This window comes from Neobacillus fumarioli NBRC 102428, from assembly GCF_001591485.1.
GTDB classification, from domain to species: Bacteria; Bacillota; Bacilli; order Bacillales; family Cytobacillaceae; genus Neobacillus; species Neobacillus fumarioli.
This window is the reverse complement of the sequence record NZ_BCUZ01000020.1, coordinates 13,519-34,723: the sequence shown is the minus strand read 5'-3', so window position 1 is coordinate 34,723 and position 21,205 is coordinate 13,519. Positions and strand designations below refer to the sequence as shown.

General features: G+C 38.1%; 21 protein-coding genes. 6 read left to right on the top strand and 15 right to left on the bottom strand.

The features are described 5' to 3' along the window. Positions 1 to 34: 34 nt before the first annotated feature. Positions 35 to 994 carry an NAD(P)H-dependent flavin oxidoreductase gene (locus tag BFU02S_RS05670; RefSeq protein WP_066367762.1) on the bottom strand — a complete coding sequence of 320 codons (960 nt, stop codon included), beginning with the start codon at positions 992 to 994 and terminating at the stop codon, positions 35 to 37. Positions 995 to 1,205: 211 nt separating this feature from the next. On the opposite strand from BFU02S_RS05670, the gene BFU02S_RS05665 reads away from it, so the two are divergent. After that, the gene (locus tag BFU02S_RS05665) at positions 1,206 to 2,684 is read left to right on the top strand and encodes an aminotransferase class I/II-fold pyridoxal phosphate-dependent enzyme (protein ID WP_066367760.1); all 1,479 of its coding nucleotides are present in this window, start codon (positions 1,206 to 1,208) and stop codon (positions 2,682 to 2,684) included. Between the two features lie 197 nt (positions 2,685 to 2,881). On the opposite strand, the gene BFU02S_RS05660 is transcribed toward BFU02S_RS05665, so the two are convergent. Next, entirely contained in the window at positions 2,882 to 3,004 is a 123-nt protein-coding gene (locus BFU02S_RS05660; protein ID WP_066367758.1) for a GapA-binding peptide SR1P, read from the bottom strand. Between the two features lie 165 nt (positions 3,005 to 3,169). Then, on the bottom strand, positions 3,170 to 3,469 hold the full coding sequence (locus tag BFU02S_RS05655) for a DUF3055 domain-containing protein (protein WP_066367756.1): 300 nt from the start codon (positions 3,467 to 3,469) through the stop codon (positions 3,170 to 3,172). A 158-nt stretch (positions 3,470 to 3,627) separates the two neighbouring features. Here BFU02S_RS05655 and BFU02S_RS05650 point away from each other — a divergent pair, with 158 nt between their 5' ends. Then, positions 3,628 to 4,062 carry a DUF1885 family protein gene (locus BFU02S_RS05650; protein WP_174520330.1) on the top strand — a complete coding sequence of 145 codons (435 nt, stop codon included), beginning with the start codon at positions 3,628 to 3,630 and terminating at the stop codon, positions 4,060 to 4,062. A 428-nt stretch (positions 4,063 to 4,490) separates the two neighbouring features. Here the strand turns inward: BFU02S_RS05650 and lpdA are convergent, their stop codons facing one another. From lpdA to pdhA, 4 genes are all read right to left on the bottom strand, one after another. Beyond that, positions 4,491 to 5,903, bottom strand: coding sequence for a dihydrolipoyl dehydrogenase (lpdA, locus tag BFU02S_RS05640; RefSeq protein WP_066367749.1), 1,413 nt, complete (start codon positions 5,901 to 5,903; stop codon positions 4,491 to 4,493). 5 nt (positions 5,904 to 5,908) lie between these two features. After that, the gene (locus BFU02S_RS05635) at positions 5,909 to 7,531 is read right to left on the bottom strand and encodes a dihydrolipoyllysine-residue acetyltransferase (RefSeq protein ID WP_066367746.1); all 1,623 of its coding nucleotides are present in this window, start codon (positions 7,529 to 7,531) and stop codon (positions 5,909 to 5,911) included. A 147-nt stretch (positions 7,532 to 7,678) separates the two neighbouring features. Next, positions 7,679 to 8,656: an alpha-ketoacid dehydrogenase subunit beta gene (locus BFU02S_RS05630; RefSeq protein ID WP_066367741.1), complete on the bottom strand. Its 978-nt coding sequence runs from the start codon at positions 8,654 to 8,656 to the stop codon at positions 7,679 to 7,681. 3 nt (positions 8,657 to 8,659) lie between these two features. Next, entirely contained in the window at positions 8,660 to 9,775 is a 1,116-nt protein-coding gene (pdhA, locus tag BFU02S_RS05625) for a pyruvate dehydrogenase (acetyl-transferring) E1 component subunit alpha (protein WP_066367740.1), read from the bottom strand. A 551-nt stretch (positions 9,776 to 10,326) separates the two neighbouring features. On the opposite strand from pdhA, the gene def reads away from it, so the two are divergent. The 3 genes from def (at position 10,327) to rnjA (ending at position 13,197) form a co-directional block, all read left to right on the top strand. Further along, entirely contained in the window at positions 10,327 to 10,881 is a 555-nt protein-coding gene (def, locus tag BFU02S_RS05620; protein ID WP_066367739.1) for a peptide deformylase, read from the top strand. A 432-nt stretch (positions 10,882 to 11,313) separates the two neighbouring features. After that, on the top strand, positions 11,314 to 11,523 hold the full coding sequence (locus tag BFU02S_RS05615; protein WP_066367738.1) for a DNA-dependent RNA polymerase subunit epsilon: 210 nt from the start codon (positions 11,314 to 11,316) through the stop codon (positions 11,521 to 11,523). A 6-nt stretch (positions 11,524 to 11,529) separates the two neighbouring features. Beyond that, positions 11,530 to 13,197 (top strand): ribonuclease J1, encoded by a 1,668-nt coding sequence (gene rnjA / locus BFU02S_RS05610; RefSeq protein WP_066367727.1) that lies wholly within the window; start codon positions 11,530 to 11,532, stop codon positions 13,195 to 13,197. 189 nt (positions 13,198 to 13,386) lie between these two features. Here the strand turns inward: rnjA and BFU02S_RS05605 are convergent, their stop codons facing one another. The 8 genes from BFU02S_RS05605 to BFU02S_RS05570 form a co-directional block, all read right to left on the bottom strand. After that, on the bottom strand, positions 13,387 to 13,842 hold the full coding sequence (locus BFU02S_RS05605; RefSeq protein WP_066367724.1) for a TlpA family protein disulfide reductase: 456 nt from the start codon (positions 13,840 to 13,842) through the stop codon (positions 13,387 to 13,389). A 59-nt stretch (positions 13,843 to 13,901) separates the two neighbouring features. After that, complete coding sequence (locus tag BFU02S_RS05600) at positions 13,902 to 14,450, bottom strand: peroxiredoxin (RefSeq protein ID WP_066367723.1); 549 nt, start codon at positions 14,448 to 14,450, stop codon at positions 13,902 to 13,904. Between the two features lie 262 nt (positions 14,451 to 14,712). Then, positions 14,713 to 15,837, bottom strand: coding sequence for an N-acetyldiaminopimelate deacetylase (locus tag BFU02S_RS05595; protein WP_157075864.1), 1,125 nt, complete (start codon positions 15,835 to 15,837; stop codon positions 14,713 to 14,715). Between the two features lie 200 nt (positions 15,838 to 16,037). Beyond that, positions 16,038 to 16,748 carry a 2,3,4,5-tetrahydropyridine-2,6-dicarboxylate N-acetyltransferase gene (gene dapD / locus BFU02S_RS05590; RefSeq protein WP_066367716.1) on the bottom strand — a complete coding sequence of 237 codons (711 nt, stop codon included), beginning with the start codon at positions 16,746 to 16,748 and terminating at the stop codon, positions 16,038 to 16,040. A 76-nt stretch (positions 16,749 to 16,824) separates the two neighbouring features. Beyond that, on the bottom strand, positions 16,825 to 17,706 hold the full coding sequence (gene ccpC / locus BFU02S_RS05585) for a transcriptional regulator CcpC (RefSeq protein WP_066367712.1): 882 nt from the start codon (positions 17,704 to 17,706) through the stop codon (positions 16,825 to 16,827). A 43-nt stretch (positions 17,707 to 17,749) separates the two neighbouring features. Then, positions 17,750 to 18,202, bottom strand: a complete 453-nt coding sequence (gene cbpB, locus BFU02S_RS05580) for a cyclic-di-AMP-binding protein CbpB (protein ID WP_066367710.1) — start codon at positions 18,200 to 18,202, stop codon at positions 17,750 to 17,752. Positions 18,203 to 18,298: 96 nt separating this feature from the next. Then, on the bottom strand, positions 18,299 to 18,535 hold the full coding sequence (locus BFU02S_RS05575) for a YkuJ family protein (protein ID WP_066367708.1): 237 nt from the start codon (positions 18,533 to 18,535) through the stop codon (positions 18,299 to 18,301). Positions 18,536 to 18,786: 251 nt separating this feature from the next. Further along, positions 18,787 to 20,001 carry an EAL domain-containing protein gene (locus tag BFU02S_RS05570; RefSeq protein ID WP_066367706.1) on the bottom strand — a complete coding sequence of 405 codons (1,215 nt, stop codon included), beginning with the start codon at positions 19,999 to 20,001 and terminating at the stop codon, positions 18,787 to 18,789. A 189-nt stretch (positions 20,002 to 20,190) separates the two neighbouring features. On the opposite strand from BFU02S_RS05570, the gene BFU02S_RS05565 reads away from it, so the two are divergent. Beyond that, a complete protein-coding gene (locus BFU02S_RS05565; protein WP_066367702.1) occupies positions 20,191 to 21,060 on the top strand; it encodes a metallophosphoesterase in 870 nt (289 codons plus the stop codon). The last annotated feature ends 145 nt before the right edge of the window (positions 21,061 to 21,205 follow it).

Genomic DNA, 21,205 nt, shown 5'->3' with positions numbered 1-21,205 from the left:
ACACTACCCATCTTGACTATAGCGAATCATACCACTATTTTGCCCACTTTGCACGAATTTGTTCTGCTTCGGTAATCATCCTTTTCAATAATTCATCAACGGATGGAATATCTTTAATGAGTCCCATCACTTGGCCGGCCCAAGCAAACCCTTCGTTAACAGCCCCTTCATATATGTAACGCTGATTTGCCAAACCACTTATGAAATCTTTTAACTGTTCGTAAGTGCCATTATTCTTTTCAATTTCCAAGATTTTTTCTGTCCAGCTATTAGCAATTGCCCTTGCCGGCGCTCCGAGCGAGCGCTTGATCACAACTGTATCTGTCTCGTTCCCTTCTACCAGGGCTTTTTTATATGCATCGTTTGCATGAACACATTCTTTTGTAGCAATAAATCTTGTACCCATTTCAATCCCTTCAGCACCTAAACTAAGAGCCGCCATTAATCCTCTGCCATCACCGATCCCACCAGAAGCAATTACCGGAATTGAAACTGCATCTACTACTTGGGGTACTAAAACAAACGTTCCGATATCATCCCTTCCAAGGTGTCCTCCTCCTTCCTGTCCAACCACCATCACAGCATCCGCTCCGAGTTCTTCAGCTTTTACCGCCTGTCTACGGGCCGCAACGAGAACAAGCTTTTTAACCGATACACCTTTTAATTGTTCAAAAATCGGAGCTGGATTCCCTCCTGTCATCGAAATAACAGGAACCTTTTCTTCAATCGCGACCTGCAGAAAATCAGCAAATGACCGATTGTGCTGACCAATGGCAAAATTAACCCCGAAAGGATTGTTCGTCAATTGTTTCACCTTTCGGATCTCTGCCCGGAGCAAATCAGGACTTTTTAATGACATTGCCGTTATCTGGCCGAGCCCGCCGGCATTAGATACCGCTGCTGCTAGTTTGGAATAAGCTAGATATGCCAATCCTCCCTGGATAATGGGATATTTAATCTTTAATAAATCCGTCACACGTGTTTGCCAATTCAACTTCATTCCCTCCTAAAAATAGGTGATACTTGTTAATTCGTTTTAAAAAGCTTATTTTCCTTGTTTTTTGAAAAACTAACGTAAATAAACAAATTTACCTGCAATTTAAGTCCTATGCAATGTATAAAATTAGTGCTATAATTCAACTTGTTTTATTTTTATACAAATCATATTTATGAAAGGTATTTTTAAATAAGAGGTGTGAAAACAATTGTCTTTAGATCAGTCACAAACGCCATTATTTAGCGGTTTAATAAATCACGCAAAAAAAAATCCGATTCAATTTCATATTCCCGGTCATAAAAAAGGAGCAGGAATTGCTACGGAATTCCGTCAATTTATTGGAGACAATGCCCTATCCATCGATTTAATTAATATCGGGCCATTAGATGACCTACATCATCCAAAAGGGATGATTAAACAAGCACAAGATTTGGCAGCAGAAGCCTTTGGCGCCGATCATACTTTCTTTTCTGTACAGGGCACTAGCGGAGCGATCATGGCCATGGTAATGGCTGTCTGCGGTCCTGGGGAAAAAATCATTGTACCGCGAAATGTTCATAAATCAGTTATGTCAGCGATCGTCTTTTCCGGTGCCATTCCTGTGTTCATCCATCCGGAAATTGATAAAAAATTAGGAATTTCCCACGGCATTACAACAGATTCAGTAGAGAAAGCTTTAAAACAGCATCCAGATGCAAAAGGGGTTTTAGTCATTAACCCGACCTATTTTGGCTTTTCTGCAGATTTAAAGAAAATTGTGGAAATTGCCCATTCTTATCATGTTCCTGTACTTGTTGACGAGGCGCATGGTGTTCATATTCATTTCCATGACGGCCTGCCGTTATCTGCCATGCAGGCAGGAGCAGATATGGCAGCAACAAGCGTTCACAAACTTGGTGGTTCCATGACGCAAAGTTCAGTTCTAAATATCAAAGAAGGCTTTGTTTCGGCAAAACATGTCCAATCCATTCTCAGTATGCTGACTACCACGTCAACCTCCTATTTGCTTCTGGCATCACTTGATACTGCCCGTAAGCAATTAGCAACAAAAGGAAATGAATTAATTGATAAAACGATTCGTCTGGCACAGTCTATCCGCAAGCGAATTAATGAAATTGATCATCTATATTGTCCGGGCGAAGATATCATTGGTTCCAAAGCAACCTTTGACTATGATCCGACAAAGCTGATTATTTCTGTAAAAGATTTAGGATTAACGGGGTATGAAGTAGAAAAATGGCTTAGAGAGAAACATAATATTGAAGTGGAATTATCGGATCTTTATAACATCCTTTGTTTGGTCACTATCGGAGATACCGAAACAGAGGCTGACTTGTTAATTAATGCGTTGAAAGAACTTGTCAGTGAATTTGAATACCGGGCGGAAAAAGTTGAACCAGTAGAGGTGCTTCTTCCGGAAATTCCAGTTCTTGCGTTAACTCCTAGAGATGCATTTTACGCTGAAACAGAGATAATTCCTTTTGAAGAATCCGAAGGCAGAATTATTGCAGAATTTGTAATGGTCTATCCACCGGGTATTCCTATTTTTATCCCCGGTGAAATCATTACAAAGGAAAACCTTCATTACATTAAGAAAAATCTCGATGCCGGACTGCCTGTTCAGGGACCCGAAGATGATGAATTAAAAACGATTCATGTTATCAAAGAATATAAAGCGATTCAATAAGAAAAGTGTAAGGCGACCGCTTAGCGGCGACAAGCTCAAGCCGCTGGCGCCTCTGCCTAAACTATGCCATTTAGACGTACGTTACTTATGCTGCCGAAGCTTTCCTTGTGAAGCTTGACAATTTTCGAATTTAAAATCTATTTCTTTTAGCTAAAAAAAGGATTCCGAAATACCGGAATCCTTTTTTATTTACAGTTTTATGCATCTTTTTTTGGTTTGTGGTCACAACAGTCATCACATTTGGCGTAAAGAACTGTTACCTTTTCGTCTTCAAAATGATCAATAGTAGAGTTGCAATTTTGGCAAACAAGAGTGCCCATTTTCCTTCTCCCCTTCTTAGCGAAAATTTCAATTATGTGAAAACGTTTTAAACATCCCTTAAGTACATATTAATATATCACATTTGAATTATCAAGCATAATTTGTATATCACATTATAAAAAATTCAAACAAAAATGACCTAAAAATTAGGTCCTTTTTGCTCTTTATTCATATTGAGTAATAAACGGTATACCCGGAAGTGCTTCACGAAAAAAATCTGATAAACGTGCGGCTTGCTGGTAATCTGGGATGTGGAATACATTCTGAAGATATCCAATGTCTTCGATTTCTTTGGGGTCAAGGAGAGTAGAACGGCCTGTTTGCATACAGACAACAAGAGGTTTTCCAAAAAACATATTGGTAAAGATAATGCCGAAATCGTAGCGGGTATGTTCTGTGGTGAATCCAATAAATCTTACTTTCACATTTTCATACTCATCATAGAGTTTGTCAAATAATTCCATTGGACCCCTCCTTTTGTCTTTATATTTTGAATTTTATTATAATTCATCACCTTTGAGAACGCAATACATTTACCAAAATTTTCTGAAAGAGTTGTCAGCAGTTTTTAAACAGTGCTAGAATAAAAGAGCATATATTGGATATTAGAGGGGGAAGGATGATGGCGGAAAACGCTTATATTAAGCTTGTACCTTCATCTGAAAAGCAGACGATCTCAACGGAAGAAGTAAAGGAACTATTTTATTATTACCAAGATATACTTAGCAAAACTGGTGAACAATTAAATTGGGAGTATAGTCAAACGGCCTTCCCATACGAATTAAACGAAACAGATGAAGGAAAAGGTAAATGGTTTTATTTAAAGTCAACACATGACCGTTATAACCTTATTTTAATTGGTGTTGATACAGAAACCATTATAAACAAAGATGGGGGTGAGAAGGAGCTCGCTTATATCCAAGTTACATTACCGGAATCATCAACATATGGAGATAAAGGCAAAGCAAATGAATTTAGCAAATTTCTTGCGAAAAAGCTCAAGGCAGAATTGCATCTTTTTAACGGTAGAGTCATGTATTATTATCCAAGAAAATAGAAAAAACTCGTCATCGGGCGAGTTTTTTTAATGGATAAAAATTACCATAGTATAGTGTAGAGAAGTGTAGATCACAAGGCTCAGACCTGTAATAAATAGTGTTTTTCGCGATGAATTTGTCAGCTTATTGCCAATTAAAAAAGCCAAATAAAAAAAGATAAAAAACATAAAGACTTTATAAATAAGCTGGTCTTTTGAAAGCCATTCAATTAGTGTATACCCACTCCAAATGATAAATTGCAATATCATGACAATATAAGCTCTCAAAATGATCACCACTCAAAAGACAATTATTTATGAATAGTATATTATTAACCAAATTTAGTTAAATATATGTCAGAAACGAGTGCAATATTTTACTGTATAATCATTCTTTGATAAAAAATAAAGTCCTCTTCATTTTATGAAAAGGACTTTATTTTTGCTTATTATTTTATAATATGAATTGGGCTTCCAAGTGCAACCTCTGCTGCTTCCATGGTGATTTCACCAAGAGTTGGATGAGCATGAATAGTCATTGCCAAATCTTCGGCAGTCATTCCTGCTTCAATAGCAAGACCTAGCTCAGCAATCATATCTGATGCGCTTGCACCAGCAATTTGTGCACCAATTACCAGATTATCTTCTTTGCGGGTAATTAATCTTAAGAATCCGTCAGCACTGTCTAATGATAAAGCTCGCCCATTGGCAGCAAATGGGAATTTAGCCACAATGACATCAATTCCTTCTTCTTTTGCCTGTGCTTCTGTATATCCCACTGAAGCTAATTCCGGATCAGAGAACACAACGGCCGGAATTCCTAAATAATCAATTTCAGAAGGATGCCCCGCGATGGCTTCAGCTGCAATCTTACCTTCATAAGATGCTTTATGCGCCAATTGTGGACCGGCCACTACATCACCAATCGCATAAATAGTAGGAACATTTGTACGGCATTGTTTATCGATTTCAATAAGTCCACGGTCAGTCATCTTCACGCCTGCTTGTTCAAGACCCATTTCATCTGTATTTGGACGGCGCCCAACCATAACAAATACATAGTCGGCTTCGATTTTCTTTTCTTCACCTTTTGTTTCAAAGGTAACAATGACTCCGTTCTCCGTTTCTTCTACACCTTTAGCCATCGCTTTCGTATAGAATTCTACGCCTTTTTTCTTCATTGTACGCTTAACAAGAGCGGCCATTTGTTTATCAAAGCCCATGCTTAGAATTTCATCTGCTCCCTCGAGGATGGTTACTTGGCTGCCAAAATTCGCATAGGCTCCACCAAGTTCAATCCCGATCACACCGCCGCCGATGACTACTATCTTTTTCGGAATTTCAGTTAAGTTAAGAGCTCCGGTGGAATTTAGCACCCGCTTTGAATATTTAAAAGCAGGCAGTTCAATCGGCCGGGAACCAGTCGCAATAATGGCATTTTTGAACGTATAAGTTTGCGCAGAATCCCCATTTATAACGCGTAGTGAATTACTATCGACGAAATAAGCTTCACCGCGGACAATTGTCACTTTATTGCCTTTTAATAAAGCTTCAACACCGCCGGTTAATTTTTTTACGACTCCGGCTTTAAATTCTTGCACCTTCGAAAAGTCCACTTTAACATTTTCAGCTGTAATTCCAAAATCTTCGGAATGCATGGCTGTTTCATAACGATGACCCGCTGAAATTAAAGCTTTTGAAGGAATACAACCGACATTTAAGCACACACCGCCAATATATTCTTTCTCAACAATTGTAACTTTTTGTCCAAGTTGAGCGGCACGGATGGCGGCAACATATCCTCCAGGACCAGAACCAATGACGATCGTATCTGTTTCAATTGGGAAATCTCCAACTACCATAACTTTTAAGCCTCCATTAACAATAGTTCTGGGTCGTTCAATAATCTCTTAATATGATTCAATGCGTTTTGTGCAGTTGCACCATCAATGATTCGATGGTCAAAGCTTAATGATAATGCCAATACAGGAGCAGCTACAATCTCTCCATTTCTGACAATTGGTTTTTCTGCAATCCGTCCAATACCAAGGATGGCTACTTCCGGATGGTTAATAACTGGAGTAAACCATTGTCCGCCTGCAGAACCGATATTGGTGATCGTACAGCAAGCACCTTTCATTTCGTTTGCAGCCAATTTTCCTTCACGTGCTTTTACAGCAAGTTCATTAATTTCATTTGAAATTGAGAAAATCGACTTACGATCGGCATCTTTAACTACAGGAACTAATAAACCTTTTTCTGTATCAGCAGCAATACCGATATTATAATAGTGCTTATGAATAATTTCGTTAGTCGCATCGTCAATTGAGGTGTTAAGTGCTGGGAATTCTCTTAACGCACTTGTTAAAGCCTTAACAACATACGGTAGGAACGTAAGCTTAATGCCTTTTTGCGCAGCCACTTCTTTGAATTTTTTACGATGTGCGACAAGTTTCGTTACATCTACTTCATCCATTAATGTAACATGTGGTGCGGTATGCTTCGAATTCACCATTGCTTTAGCAATTGCTTTGCGGATGCCGCTCATTTTCTCACGGGTTTCAGGATATTCTCCTTGTGGAATCGGCTGTGCCTGATGTACTGCTTCTGCTTTTGCTTCTTGTGCTGCAGGAGCTGCTGCTTGTTCCTTTTGCGGTGCTGCTTCTGCTTTTGTGCCGCCGCTTAAGAATGCATCAATATCATTCTTCAAAATTCGACCGTTTTTACCTGTGCCAGCTACTAAATGAATATCTACCCCTTTTTCGCGGGCATATTTCCGAACGGAAGGCATAGCAATGATGCGGCGGTTCGGATCAACCGAAGCCGATGGTGCAGCCGCTTGAACCTTTGGCTTGGCTTTCTCTTCTTGGGCAGGAGTATCGGCACCATGATCACCTTTAAATTGCAGGTTACCATAACCCGGAGCATCAAATGTGACGAGAACTTGGCCAACTGTCGCTACTTTTCCTTCCCCAACTAGTACATCTAGTACCGTACCTTCGACAGGAGACGGAATTTCAACGACCGATTTATCGTTTTGGATTTCACAAAGAACATCATCTTCTTTAACGTTATCACCCGGCTTGACGAACCATTTGACGACTTCACCTTCATGAAGACCTTCCCCAATATCAGGCAATTTGAATTCAAATACACTTGCTTGCTGTGCTTGTGCTTTTTGTGGTGCTGCTTTTTCTTCTTTCCCTGTTTCAGAAGAATGGTGATCCCCTTTAAATTGTAAATCTTCATACCCAGGGGCGTCAAATGTGACAAGAACTTGCCCAACCGTTGCAACTGTTCCTTCTTCAACTAAAATTTCCTGTACAGTTCCTTCAACAGGAGATGGTATTTCAACAACTGACTTATCGTTTTGAACTTCACAAAGAACATCGTCTTCTTTAACCTTATCACCTGGTTTGATGAACCATTTGACGATTTCGCCTTCATGGAGACCTTCACCAATGTCAGGCAATTTAAATTGGAATGACACTTTAGATTCATCCTCCTATAATCCAATTTTTCGAATGGAAAAGGGGCGGAACTTTATCCATGTATTCAACTTTGGCTTTAGCCCATACCACCTTTAATTTTTAAAAAAACGAGAGGGAAACAGTCACACTATTTCCCAATCTTTCATTTAGAAAGTTAATACCTTTTTAGCTGTTTCGATTACATCTTTATAATTTGGAAGCCAAATATTTTCAGCTTGTGAGAAAGGATAGATTGTATCTGGAGCTGTTACTCGTAAAACAGGTGCTTCTAAACTTAAAATTGCCCGGTCATTGATTTCGGCTACAACATTTGCAGCTACACCTGCTTGTTTTTGTGCCTCCTGAACAACGATCGCCCGGCCAGTTTTTTCAACAGATCCGATAATCGTTTCGATATCAAGCGGGCTGATTGTCCGTAAATCAACGACTTCAACAGAATACCCTTCTTTAGCCAATTCTTCTGCTGCTTTCAATGATTCATGAACCATTGCACCGTAAGTAAAGATGGATAAATCTTTCCCTTCTCTTTTAACGTCAGCTTTACCAAGCGGAATTGTATACTCTTCTTCCGGAACCTCTTCACGGAAAGCACGGTACAATTTCAAATGCTCAAGGAACACAACCGGATCATTATCACGAATAGCTGAAAGCAAAAGACCTTTTGCATCATATGGTGTTGAAGGTACAACTACCTTTAAACCTGGAGTTTGTGCCATTAATCCTTCCAAGCTATCTGAGTGAAGTTCAGGAGTATGAACCCCACCACCAAATGGAGAACGGATGGTAATTGGCATATGGTAACGTCCGCCTGAACGGTAACGCATCCGCGACATTTGCCCGGCGATCGAATCCATTACTTCAAACACGAAACCAAAAAACTGAATTTCCGGAATCGGACGAAAACCTTGTAATGCAAGACCGATTGCTAATCCTCCAATACCTGATTCAGCAAGCGGAGTATCAAATACACGATCTTCGCCAAATTCTTTCTGCAAACCTTCCGTCGCACGGAAAACTCCGCCATTGACACCTACGTCTTCACCAAAAATCAATGTCTTTGGATCTTTGGCCAGTTCTGTTCTTAATGCATCAGTGATAGCTTGTATCATTGTCATTTGAGCCATGACTTACTTCGACTCCTTTGCTTGATATGTTTCATATTGTTCTTTTAAGTTTACTGGCATTTCTTCGAACATAATCGAAATTAAATCGGTAACCTTTTGCTTAGGAGCCGCATCCGCTTTTTTGATTGCCTCTTTAATTTCTTCTTTTGCCTTTTCGATTACTTCATTTTCCATTTCTTCATTCCAAAGCCCTTTCTTTTCAAGGAACTTGCGGAAACGTACAAGTGGATCTTTCTTTTCCCATTCGCTATCCAATTCAGATGTACGATAACGAGTTGGGTCATCACCAGACATCGTATGTGGCCCATACCGATATGTTAATGTCTCAATTAATGTCGGACCTTCTCCGTTAATCGCACGTTCACGTGCTTGGCGCGTTGCAGCATATACAGCAAGCGGATCCATACCATCAACCTGAATTCCCGGTATACCGGCTGCGACTGCCTTTTGTGCTAAAGTCTTTGCTGCAGTCTGTACAGAAACCGGTGTAGAAATAGCGAAATGGTTATTTTGAACAATAAAAATCGCTGGAGCTTTATATGCACCGGCAAAGTTAATTCCTTCGTAGAAATCGCCCTGCGAAGTACCGCCGTCACCTGTATATGTAATGGCTACAGCTTTTGTTCCATTCTTTTTCAAACCTAAAGCAACACCTGCTGTTTGTACATACTGTGCACCAATAATGATTTGTGGTGATAATACATTCACGCCTTCAGGAATTTGATTTCCCTGGAAGTGTCCACGAGAAAATAGGAAAGCTTGATATAAAGGCAATCCGTGCCAAACAATTTGCGGAACATCGCGGTATCCTGGTAGGATGAAATCTTCTTTTTCAAGAGCAAATTGTGAAGCCAATTGTGATGCTTCCTGACCAGCAGTCGGTGCGTAGAAGCCAAGACGTCCTTGACGGTTTAATGAAATGGATCTTTGATCAAGAATGCGGGTAAATACCATTCGCCGCATTAATTCTTGAAGCTCGGCATCCGTTAAATTCGGCATTGCGGCTTCATTTACGATTTCGCCTTCTTCATTTAAAATTTGGAATGTTTGAAACTGTTCCTCCACTTTTTCAAGAGCTTTTTTTGGATCTTGTGCTGCTTTTTTAAGAGTAGAAGCCATCTCTTCATCTTCCTTTCTATTTAAGCTTATACTTTATAAAATCCACTTGGTTAGATTGCCCAAAAAAGGAGAGATAAAAGCCATTTGATTGTGGATCATCAAGATATTTTGTCTTCCATTTCAGGCGCTAACAGCTAACGTAAAGTTTTTGCCGAAATTTAGTCACACTAATACTAGTTTTCCTCAGAAACAACAAGAAAAAACAAAAATTTAGGATTCCGGCTTTACTTTATACTGTATCAATAAAAACACCAAATTTTACTGATACAATTATTTACTCCATTTATGAGTTTACATCATTCATTTTCAAGCGTCAAATACTAAATACATATATTTTTTGTTATGAAGAAAAGCATCTGTTTCATTATTACGTTTTATCTGTTATATAAAATACACTGGATTTGTTTGTTGTTATAATATAGAAAAGTCAACTAATTCTTAATATCAAATCCTTTTGAAATTAAAAAAAGCAGTAATGTTAACATTTGCACCATTGTTTGATAGACTATTGATGGCAAATATTATTAGTTGAGCACAGGAGTGAAAATTTCATGATCACGATGGAGGATATTATCCGCGATGGCCACCCGACTCTCAGAAAAGTCGCTGTTGAAGTTACCCTACCGCCATCCGAAGAAGATAAACAAATTCTTTCAAGCTTATTGGAATATTTGATCAATAGCCAAAATCCCGAAGTGGCCGAAAAATATGGCTTAAGAGCAGGGATCGGGCTAGCAGCCCCGCAAATAAATGTTTCCAAACGGATGATTGCTGTTCATTTGAAAGATGACAAAGGGGAATTAATTAGCTGCGCTTTGTTTAATCCGAAAATTATCAGCCATTCTGTGGAGAAGTCCTATTTGGTTTCCGGCGAAGGTTGTTTATCGGTCGATAGAGCCATCGAAGGATATGTGCCAAGATATGCAAGAATTACTGTAAAAGGAGTCAATCTTGAAGGGAAAGAAGTAAAGCTGCGTCTTAAAGGACTTCCAGCTATTTGCTTCCAACATGAAATTGATCATTTAAACGGCATAATGTTTTACGATCATATTGATAAGAAACATCCTTTAAAACCCATTGAGGGAGCTATTGCCATCGAGAGGTAGACACCGGTCAATATTACGGCCGGTGTCTTCTTTATTAAAAGGGGTTAACTTTTAATTCCATGTTTAACCATGAAAAAATCCGCATATTCATCATATTATATATAGTAAAAAAAGACGTTAATATTTGCCGATGTTGCTTTACATTGGACAAGGATCGTTTAAAATAATAGTAAGGAGATGATCCACTATGTTAAAGAAGCTGAGAAAAAAGCTTTTAAAACAGTGGAAAGATTTATTGCGTAGAAAATCTATTGCTTAAAGTGACTTGAGCCCTTCAAACTTGCGAAGGGCTCCTTCGTTATTGTACAGTGATACATATCCTATGATACTTTTCTCCATATATTCCTTGGTCTGTTATAGAAAATAAATGAAAAAGATGAAAATCTTTTATATAATAGAAAAAGTCATGATTGAGTAAGGAGCGAAAATGGTATGATATTTAAAGTATATTATCAAGAAAGCAAAACCGAAGTACCCGTTAGAGAGAAAACAAAATCTTTATTTATTGAAGCGGAATCGGTTAGAGAAGTTCTTTCCAAAATTAGAGGTCGCGGCTACAACATTGAATATGTTCAAGAAGTCAAAGGAGCTTATTTAGAATATGAAAAACAAAATGAAGACTTTAAAGTATTGGAGATTTGATAATTTATGAAATTTGTAAAAAATGATCAAACTGCTGTTTTTGCCTTAGGGGGTTTGGGCGAAATTGGCAAAAACACGTACGGGGTGCAATTCCAGGATGAAATTATTTTAATTGATGCCGGAATAAAGTTTCCCGAAGATGAATTATTAGGAATTGATTATGTTATTCCGGATTATACTTATTTAGTTAAAAACGAAGAAAAAATAAAAGGTTTATTTGTTACACACGGCCATGAAGACCATATCGGCGGGATTCCTTATCTGCTGCGTCAAGTCAATATTCCGATTTATGGCGGGAAGCTTGCCTTGGGATTAATTAAAAACAAACTGGAAGAACATGGACTATTAAGAAACGCAAAATTAATTGAAATTAAAGAAGATGATTGTATAAAATTCCGTAAAACTTCTGTTACGTTTTTCCGTACTACTCACAGTATTCCTGATTCGTATGGAATTGTCGTAAAAACTCCTCCAGGGCAAATTGTCCATACCGGTGATTTTAAATTTGATTTCACCCCTGTTGGGGAACCGGCAAACTTAACAAAAATGGCAGAAATCGGAAAAGAAGGGGTGCTATGCCTTCTCTCGGATAGTACCAACAGCGAAATTCCTGAATTTACGATGTCCGAACGACGGGTCGGCGAAAGTATCCAGGATATTTTCCGAAAAGTCGAGGGAAGAATTATATTCGCCACATTTGCATCCAATATTCACAGATTACAGCAGGTAACAGAGGCAGCTGTTGCCAATGGAAGAAAGATTGCTGTCTTCGGCAGAAGTATGGAGGCTGCTATCAATATCGGACTTGACTTAGGATATATAAAAGCGCCGAAGGAAACTTTTGTTGATGCTGGACAAATCAACCGCCTGCCTGCCGATAAAGTGACCATTCTTTGTACCGGCAGTCAAGGGGAACCAATGGCAGCATTATCAAGGATTGCGAACGGAACACACAGACAAATTCAAATCATTCCCGGAGATACGGTAGTTTTCTCATCTTCTCCGATTCCTGGAAATACGATTAGTGTCTCCAGAACGATCAATATGCTGTTTAGAGCTGGTGCAGAAGTTATTCATGGAAAATTAAGCAATATTCACACATCAGGTCATGGTGGACAAGAAGAGCAAAAACTAATGCTTCGATTAATGAAGCCGAAGTTCTTTATGCCAATTCATGGTGAATATCGTATGCAAAGAATGCATGCCCAACTTGCGGTGGACTGTGGAGTTGAGGAAGAGAATTGCTTTATTATGGATAATGGAGAAGTGCTTGCTCTTTCCGAAAATTCCGCACAGATTGCCGGAAAAATACCTTCCGGATCCGTTTATATCGACGGAAGCGGTGTAGGTGATATCGGGAATATTGTGTTACGCGACAGAAGAATTTTGTCTGAAGAAGGCCTGGTTGTCGTTGTTGTAAGTATTAATATGAAAGAATTCAAGATTGCCGCAGGTCCTGATATTATCTCTAGAGGATTTGTTTATATGCGGGAATCAGGAGATCTAATTAACGATGCGCAAAACCTAATTACTAAACATTTAAATAAAGTAATGGAACGGAAGACAAGCCAGTGGTCTGAAATTAAAAATGAAATTACCGACACATTAGCTCCGTTCCTATATGAAAAAACAAAACGCAGACCGATGATTTTACCGATTATAATGGAAGTCTAAGTAAAAAGAGAAGCAACAATTGCTTCTCTTTTTCTTATGCCATAAACCTTTTCTTATCTTGATCGCTACCAATTACGATTAGAACATCATTCGCTTTCATCATTTCTTTTTTTGTAAAGAAGTGTTCCCATGCTTTTTTCCAATAGAAAAAACTGTCCTATTCTTTACGGACAGTTTAAAGGTAATCAGTTATTCTGCTTTTTCCATTTCATCTAAAACACGATTAACACGCTTTTCAAGCATTTTCATACCGCTTCCACCTGCTTGGAAGTGTCTTAGTTTTCCATCTTTATCAAATACATAGTAGGCAGGAACATATTGATTTTCAAAAGCATCCGTTAATTTATGTTCACTGTCAACAAAGATTGGCTGGGTAATTCCATGCTCGTTAGCTACTTTTTTGATTTCTTCAATATCTAAATCATTTTCTGACCGCGGCATATGTACAGCCACGACATTTAATTTATCCTTATATTGATCACGAAATTGATTAACCTGAGGCATTGCTTCTTTACATAAGTGGCAGCTAATGGACCAGAAATGAATTAATGTCGGCTTTTCACCAACCAATTCATCCCTTGTTACCTGACCATTTAACCATTCTGTCGCGCCTTTTAACTCCGGCATAGGTTCACGCAGCTTCATTCTAAGATACCTCCTTTTAAAAAAAGACCTAACACTCGAATGTTAGGTCTATTTAGAAATTACACATTCAAGGTAGCCTGTCCTGGCTTCCAGTTGGCAGGGCAAAGACCGCCAGTTTGCAGGGCTTGAAGCACGCGTAACACTTCGTCTACTTCACGGCCGATATTGTTATGATGTACAACTTGATACATTAATTCGCCTTCAGGGTTGATGATAAATAAACCGCGAAGTGCAATACCTTCCTCTTCAATTAAAACACCGTAATCGCGTGCTACAACATGGTTTGTATCTGCAGCCAGCGGATATTTTAATTGGCCAAGACCGTTGTCTTTACGATCTGTGTTGATCCAAGCAAGGTGAGTATGAATGGTATCAGTGGAAACACCAATTACTTCAGCATCCAAATCAGCAAACTCATCATAACGATCAGAAAGAGCCACAATTTCTGTCGGGCAGACAAAAGTAAAGTCCATTGGATAGAAGAACAATACTGTCCATTTATCATTTTTCATGTTATCTTCAAGACTAACTTTCCCAAATTCTTTATTTGGCATTACAGCATCCATAACAAAGCGTGGAGCTTGTTTACCTACCATACGTTCTGGCATTCGAAATCCCTCCATTAATTTTTTGTAAAAAATTTATAGCAAGTTATATTGCTATCCTTCACATTTTCATTATAGAACAACCCTTATTAATAGTCAATATTAAATTATAATTAATTTAAATAAGTATTAATTATAATTATGATTGATCCCTTTAATAAGGTTTCCCTTTTCATACGGGAATAAACGGCAAAATGCAACATTTATCCCTTTATCCACCACCATTTTAGCATATTGAACCAATGGGACAAAATAAAATGAATTGCTATCTCTGATTTCCTTTAAACGTTAAATAATTGGTCATAACATGAACTGCTACATCAATTGCAGCTTCATTCGGCGATAACTTAGCATGGTGCAAACCAAACGGTGAATCTACGCCGAGCCAGAACATAAAGCCGGGTATTTCCTTTAGCATATAACCGAAATCTTCACCTGTCATCGCTTCTGTGCATTCAATCACATTTACTTTAGGATCCTGCCTCATAAATTCGATAAATTCTCTTGTCACCGTCTCCGTATTATATACTTGATGGTACATAGAACCATAATCAATAACGGCTTCACATTGGAACCCTTCTCTAATTCCGTTTACCAATGCCTCAATCCGCTGTTTTACCTTTTCCATTACTTCAGATGATAAGGTACGGATTGTTCCTTCCAATCTAGCCGTTTCAGCAATAATATTTTGCACAGTTCCTCCAGTTATTTTTCCGATGGTAATAACCGCACTGTCTAATGGATTAATATTTCTAGAAACAATAGATTGCAACTGAGTGACCAGCCAACAAGCGGCTACAACCATATCATTCGTTTGGTGTGGGTATGCCGCATGGCCGCCTTTACCTTTTAAGTCAATAAACAGTTCTGAAGTATTGGCAAATAATATCCCTTCTTTAATGGCAATGGTTCCAACAGGATATTCCGGTGCAATATGGAGTGCAAAAACCATATCCGGCAGCCATTCATTCATTTCCGGTGAATGGAGCATCGGTTCTGCACCACCCGGTCCTTCCTCTGCTGGCTGAAAAATAAATAATAAGTTATCATTTATAGGGTTTTGAACAAAATGTGTCAAGATTCCAAGCGCTATGGTCATATGAAAATCATGGCCGCAGGCGTGCATGCATAATTCATGTTTAGAAGAAAACGGCAAACCTGTTTCCTCTTTAATCGGCAACCCATCAATATCTGTTCTATAGCCCAATGTTTTTGCTGGATTTAATCCATGAATCATTACAAGCAAGCCGGTTTTCCATTTCTTTATTGAGATTCGTTCTTGCGGCAAAGACTGTATATACTGAAGTAAATAGGCTTGTGTCTTAAATTCCTGAAATCCTAATTCCGGAATTTGGTGCAGATCCCGTCGAATTTGAATAAGGGAATTCATTGAAATCACTCCTTTATAAGAAAAGCTACATGCTTTTTGCCTAGCGGCGATATAGGGAGAATGGTCGACTGGCAAACGGAGCGAAGACAGAGATTAGTCCCCCTTAATGCGCTTGCGCCTGGAACTAGACAATTTTCGAAGTCAAAATTTCTTTACTCTTTACAAAAGAAGCGTGGAATACTCCACGCTTTTTTAGGTTTTTATAGTTGACGTAATTCCTGCATAATTTCCGTTTTGGATTTTGTTTTTTCGTCAATGTCTTTAATTTTTCTTGCTGGAGCGCCGGCAACTACTGTGTATGGTGCTACGTCTTGTGTAACAATTGCACCTGCGGCAACAACTGCGCCTTTACCGATCGTTACCCCTTCTAATACAACAGCGTTTGCTCCAATCAATACATCGTCCTCTACAATCACAGGTTTTGCTGATGGAGGTTCAATCACACCTGCCAGCACAGCTCCAGCCCCAATGTGGCAATTTTTCCCCACTGTTGCTCTGCCGCCAAGCACAGCACCCATATCAATCATTGTTTTTTCACCGATAACAGCACCGATATTAATAACAGCACCCATCATAATGACAGCATGATCACCAATTTCCACTTGGTCGCGGATAATGGCACCCGGCTCTATACGTGCATTAATATTTTTAATATCCAACAGCGGAATCGCTGAATTACGGCGGTCATCTTCAATTACATAATCTTCAATTTTTTCTTTATTTTCTTCAATTGCTGTTTGTATTTCCTGCCATTCGCCAAAAACAACCCCAGCAGTTCCGTTAATAAATGCTTTTGCATTTTCTCCAAAGTTGATATCAGCCAAATCACCTTTTACATACACTTTAACTGGAGTTGACTTTTTGCTATTTTGAATAAATGCAATTATTTCATGTGCATCCATCATTTTCATCCATATCCACCTCTATTTCCATACTAAAAAATACTTTAACAAACAACCTTAATGAAGACAAGAAAAAAAACGCCTGCTAAACAGATTCTAAAAGATATTCCTTTACTACATCAACAAAGGCTTTCACTTGCTTTAATTGAAATGCTGTTTCATAACCTAATAGCCATGTATCCCGTTGGAGCGGTTCATTATTTTCATCTAACAGCGGAATTTTAAAGATCTCTTTCCCCGCTTTTGTTAAAGTAATTTTGGGCAAGATAGCATAACCAATCCCATTGAAGACCATTTGCTTACATGTCTCAATTTGATCCACAACCACCGTCCGTTTTGGAGAGGTTTTAAAGTTGCGGATCCACCAATCTTGGATAACCTGATAATAATTGGAATCACTTTTAAACTGAATAAACGGACGCTCTGTATGAAAAACTTTTTCTGGGCTGTCAATTTCCCTGTCTACCAAATAAAGCGGATCATGAAATAAATGAAGCTTCCTTCCCTTCCAATCCGGCGTACCGCGGATTATTCCGATATGTACATGATCGTCATATAAGGATTTTAAGATCTCACTGCTCCATCCTGTTACAAGCGATATCTTTACTTGCGGATACTTATCAATATAATTCTTCAGCACTTCGGGAAGCCAGTTTTGACCTACGATGGAAGCAACAGCAATTTTTAAAGTTCCAGAAACTCCTTCTTTTAACGAATAGATCATTTCCCGAACCTTTTCCTGCTTCGTTAAAACTTCATTGACAAAATCAATGACCACCTCTCCTGCCGGGGTCAAACAAAGCCCTTTTTGAGAGCGGATAAATAATTTCGTTCCCCATTCTTTCTCGATTGTCTGAAGGCGTTGTGAAAGTGCAGGCTGAGACACAAACAACCTCTCTGAAGCTTTACGCATATTCATTTCTTGAGCAAGCACAGATAATAATTGAAACTCTGATAATGAAGACATAAAACCACCCTAAAAAATATAGCCCCCTAAAGGGAGCCAGAAATTACTGTTGAATTTGTTTAAATCTTTTTACGATCTTATCAATTCGTTCGAGAACCGTACTTCTTGGCAAAATACCTGCAAATACCTCATCATCTGTCTCAACACAAAGAAATGGTTGATTGATAAGTAGTTCCAGGCATACATCGATCGATGCAGTCGTTTTTACACGTGGAATTGTCTTTTTCATGACTTCTTCTACATGTTTTTGCTCAAGTTGTTCAAATTCAATTCTTTCGAGACCCAGAATAGAATCCATAATAATAGGGGTGCTGATCAGCCCATGAAGCTTATAGTGCGGATCTAAAACAGGGATTGCTGTATAACCGCTTTTCGTTAACACAAGCAATGCATGTTCCAGATTATTGCCAATTTGAACATGGGCTACCCGTTCGGATGGAATCATTAATTCATTTATTTTCAAGTCTAAAAATTCCCCATTGGGAAGATTAATCATTACCGAAAACTCCTCTGTATGTTTTTCTACAGCTTCAATTCTATCATAGTTTTCGGAAGTCTGTGTAACCTTTTACTTCAAAATGCCCTGATGTTTCTATTGGATCAAATCGAAAATTTCAATTGTTATCATATCAATATTGTCAAATTGATATCGTTTTGGCTTTTCCTTTTCATTGTATACTTCCAATTCAAATGTTTCCGTTTTTGGATGGAATGTTACCTGGCACTTTCTTTCACCATTCACCTCAAAATAACGCTGCGCAGGCTCTCCGCTGGCCGCTTGGTCCTGAAGACTTTTTAATCTTGTTAGTATACCTTGAAGCTGTGACATTGGCTTCTTCTCCTTTCAAACACAAACAATCTATCTCTTCATAGGGTTCTCATTTGACATGTTTCTATCCTATTGGAACAAAATTCCCTTTATCAATTGCTTTTACATGCCAATATTAAGAATAAATTAATGCCCTCTATTTGTCCAAGCAAAAATGTAAAAACTCTCGAAGGTTTTAAAAAAAACAGTTCCATAAACCTAGACTGCCTGAGAAATCGTCGATACAAAAATTAAGCTATAGTATTTCATTCTTACAGAAGCTGATCATGTTCGAATAAATATTGATAGGAAATATCAATAAATAAATACTCGCTGCCGCTTATTGGGAATGAAAAAGTTCGGATTGTTTCCCCAGTTTCAATATCGCTGTATAAATCAGATAAAATTCCTTTTTGTTCATTTCTCATTTTAATAATATTTTCAAGAAAATAAGGTCGCCAGCTCCAGTTTTTATGTTCATATTCTTTTTGTATAAACCAGCCGTCTTGTCCTTTGAACATGTTGGCTGATTTCTGAAAGCCGTCTTCATCACAAATATACATTCGAAAAGCAATTTGATCCATTTCTTTTGCCATTGATTGAAACAATTCATCATAGCCAGCCCTTTTGTTTTTGTTCACAACTTCCTGAACTTTAGCTTGAAAAGATTCTGCTGTAAGATAAACAGTCTCCAATTTTCTTTTTTCATAAGATATAAAATCCCGGAACTTTTCTTTTAAGCGGGATTTTAGAATATCACTAGAGAGAAATTCAGGCTCCGGAGGCTGCAAATAATAGCCTTGATAATAGCGGCCACCATTTTTCCAAGCAAATTGCAGCTGATAGCTCATCTCAATATTCTCAAATAAAAGGGTAGCACCAATTTTCCTTGCCAGCAGGGATAAACTAAATAAGACATTATGATAATTGGTCCCGACAGCTGTTGACTTCAATGCTTCCAAATTAATATTGATGATGTCCGGTTTAAGCTGTCCAATTCGGTCAATATAATGAGACTGGCGATTAATACTGGAAATGGCAATTTTGATCCCATATGTTCGATAATATTGGAGGAGGTGATCGAATTGAGCTAAATCACCTTGATAATTTCGTTCAGATATTTCCAAAACAACTCTATGTAAGCTAAAACCTTTTTTCTCAAATTCAAGAAGTTCCTGCAAAAAAGGCTCCCCGTTTCCATACATTAACAAATCAGCATTTCGATTCAAAAAAATACTAACATCCTGATCTAATTGATGTATCGCCTTTTCTAATGCTTTTTTTACAATTAACATATCAACTTCAAATTTATATTCATCAGGAATTTCCTCATCGTGAAAAAAACTCCCTAAACTAATGATTTCATCCTCTGCTTCGTATCTGCCCAATACCTCATAGGCAATGATTTTTTGTTCATCAGCACTAAAAATTGGCTGAAAATAAGGGAAAACATGGTCGAGATTTGTGAGAATTTCCAAGGCATCCATAAGGTACCTCCAAAATATTTTTACTTATTATAGCATACACCTATCTTGTCATCCTGTTCTTGAGCTCTAGTATCCATTATTTTGCATTTATCATTTTTATTTCACTTGCAATCCAAAAAATTTTAAACGAAAATACAAATAGACTTGTACATATAATAGAATTGAATAAATGATAGGTTGGTTGAGAAAATGTCCAATAAAATAACAAGAAGAATGTTTTTGAAACAAACCATTGGTTCATTATTAACCATTCTTGGAATAGGTTCAGCAGGCTTGTTTTATGCGAATAAAATTGAACCATCATTACTGGAGATTACGGAGCACCCAATCAAACACCCATTAATCCCTAAAAGCTTTGATGGAATTAAAATGATCCAATTTAGTGATACACATCTTGGGTTTCAATATAGTCTTAACCAATTTGCACAGCTCGTTGCTAAAATCAATGACCTTGAGCCTGATCTAATTTTTTTTACTGGCGATTTATTGGATAAGCCTAATCAATATACAAAAATGAATAAATTACTTCCGATTCTGCAAAAATTACATGCTCCTTTAGGAAAATACTGCATTTACGGGAATCATGATCATGGCGGTTATGGAACAGAAATTTATCGCAATATAATGGAAATGGCTGATTTTATTGTATTGCTGAACACTTGTGTCCCGATCAAATTAAAGGACAAAAGCAGGATTTATATAGCAGGAATCGATGATGCAATGTTAGGAAGACCTGATCTTCCCCTGGCATTAAAAAAAGTTCCGCCTCATCATTTTACAATCCTTTTATCCCATGCCCCTGACCTTGCCGAAGAAGCATCACAGTATCCAATTCATTGGCAGCTTAGCGGCCACAGCCACGGCGGCCAGGTTAAAATTCCGTTTGTTGGCGCTTTAGTTATTCCTCCGTATGCAAAAATCTACCAAGAGGGTTACTATACGGTGGGAGAACATCCGTTACACTTGTATGTAAACCGTGGGATTGGCACTACCCGCCTGCCATTCCGTTTCATGGTAAAGCCGGAGATTACAGTGTTCACATTAAAAACAGACACCTAAAAATCAAAGAAATCTGAAAAAATACTTTATTTGAAATAATGTTTTTACATTTTACCAATTTTATTTTACAATAAATTAAAAAATGCAAACGAATTCTAAAAAATAGTAATTATTCTACTAAAGCATTGCCAATTAAATATTGGAG

Bases quoted from the DNA above. Each gene is read 5' to 3' on its own strand.
- BFU02S_RS05660 (WP_066367758.1), bottom strand. From the start codon at position 3,004: ATGGGCACTCTTGTTTGCCAAAATTGCAACTCTACTATTGATCATTTT.
- BFU02S_RS05655 (WP_066367756.1), bottom strand. From the start codon at position 3,469: ATGGAATTATTTGACAAACTCTATGATGAGTATGAAAATGTGAAAGTA.
- BFU02S_RS05650 (WP_174520330.1), top strand. From the start codon at position 3,628: ATGGCGGAAAACGCTTATATTAAGCTTGTACCTTCATCTGAAAAGCAG.
- lpdA (WP_066367749.1), bottom strand. From the start codon at position 5,903: ATGGTAGTTGGAGATTTCCCAATTGAAACAGATACGATCGTCATTGGT.
- BFU02S_RS05630 (WP_066367741.1), bottom strand. From the start codon at position 8,656: ATGGCTCAAATGACAATGATACAAGCTATCACTGATGCATTAAGAACA.
- pdhA (WP_066367740.1), bottom strand. From the start codon at position 9,775: ATGGCTTCTACTCTTAAAAAAGCAGCACAAGATCCAAAAAAAGCTCTT.
- def (WP_066367739.1), top strand. From the start codon at position 10,327: ATGATCACGATGGAGGATATTATCCGCGATGGCCACCCGACTCTCAGA.
- BFU02S_RS05615 (WP_066367738.1), top strand. From the start codon at position 11,314: ATGATATTTAAAGTATATTATCAAGAAAGCAAAACCGAAGTACCCGTT.
- rnjA (WP_066367727.1), top strand. From the start codon at position 11,530: ATGAAATTTGTAAAAAATGATCAAACTGCTGTTTTTGCCTTAGGGGGT.
- BFU02S_RS05605 (WP_066367724.1), bottom strand. From the start codon at position 13,842: ATGAAGCTGCGTGAACCTATGCCGGAGTTAAAAGGCGCGACAGAATGG.
- BFU02S_RS05600 (WP_066367723.1), bottom strand. From the start codon at position 14,450: ATGCCAGAACGTATGGTAGGTAAACAAGCTCCACGCTTTGTTATGGAT.
- BFU02S_RS05595 (WP_157075864.1), bottom strand. From the start codon at position 15,837: ATGAATTCCCTTATTCAAATTCGACGGGATCTGCACCAAATTCCGGAA.
- dapD (WP_066367716.1), bottom strand. From the start codon at position 16,748: ATGAAAATGATGGATGCACATGAAATAATTGCATTTATTCAAAATAGC.
- ccpC (WP_066367712.1), bottom strand. From the start codon at position 17,706: ATGTCTTCATTATCAGAGTTTCAATTATTATCTGTGCTTGCTCAAGAA.
- cbpB (WP_066367710.1), bottom strand. From the start codon at position 18,202: ATGATTAATCTTCCCAATGGGGAATTTTTAGACTTGAAAATAAATGAA.
- BFU02S_RS05575 (WP_066367708.1), bottom strand. From the start codon at position 18,535: ATGTCACAGCTTCAAGGTATACTAACAAGATTAAAAAGTCTTCAGGAC.
- BFU02S_RS05570 (WP_066367706.1), bottom strand. From the start codon at position 20,001: ATGGATGCCTTGGAAATTCTCACAAATCTCGACCATGTTTTCCCTTAT.
- BFU02S_RS05565 (WP_066367702.1), top strand. From the start codon at position 20,191: ATGTCCAATAAAATAACAAGAAGAATGTTTTTGAAACAAACCATTGGT.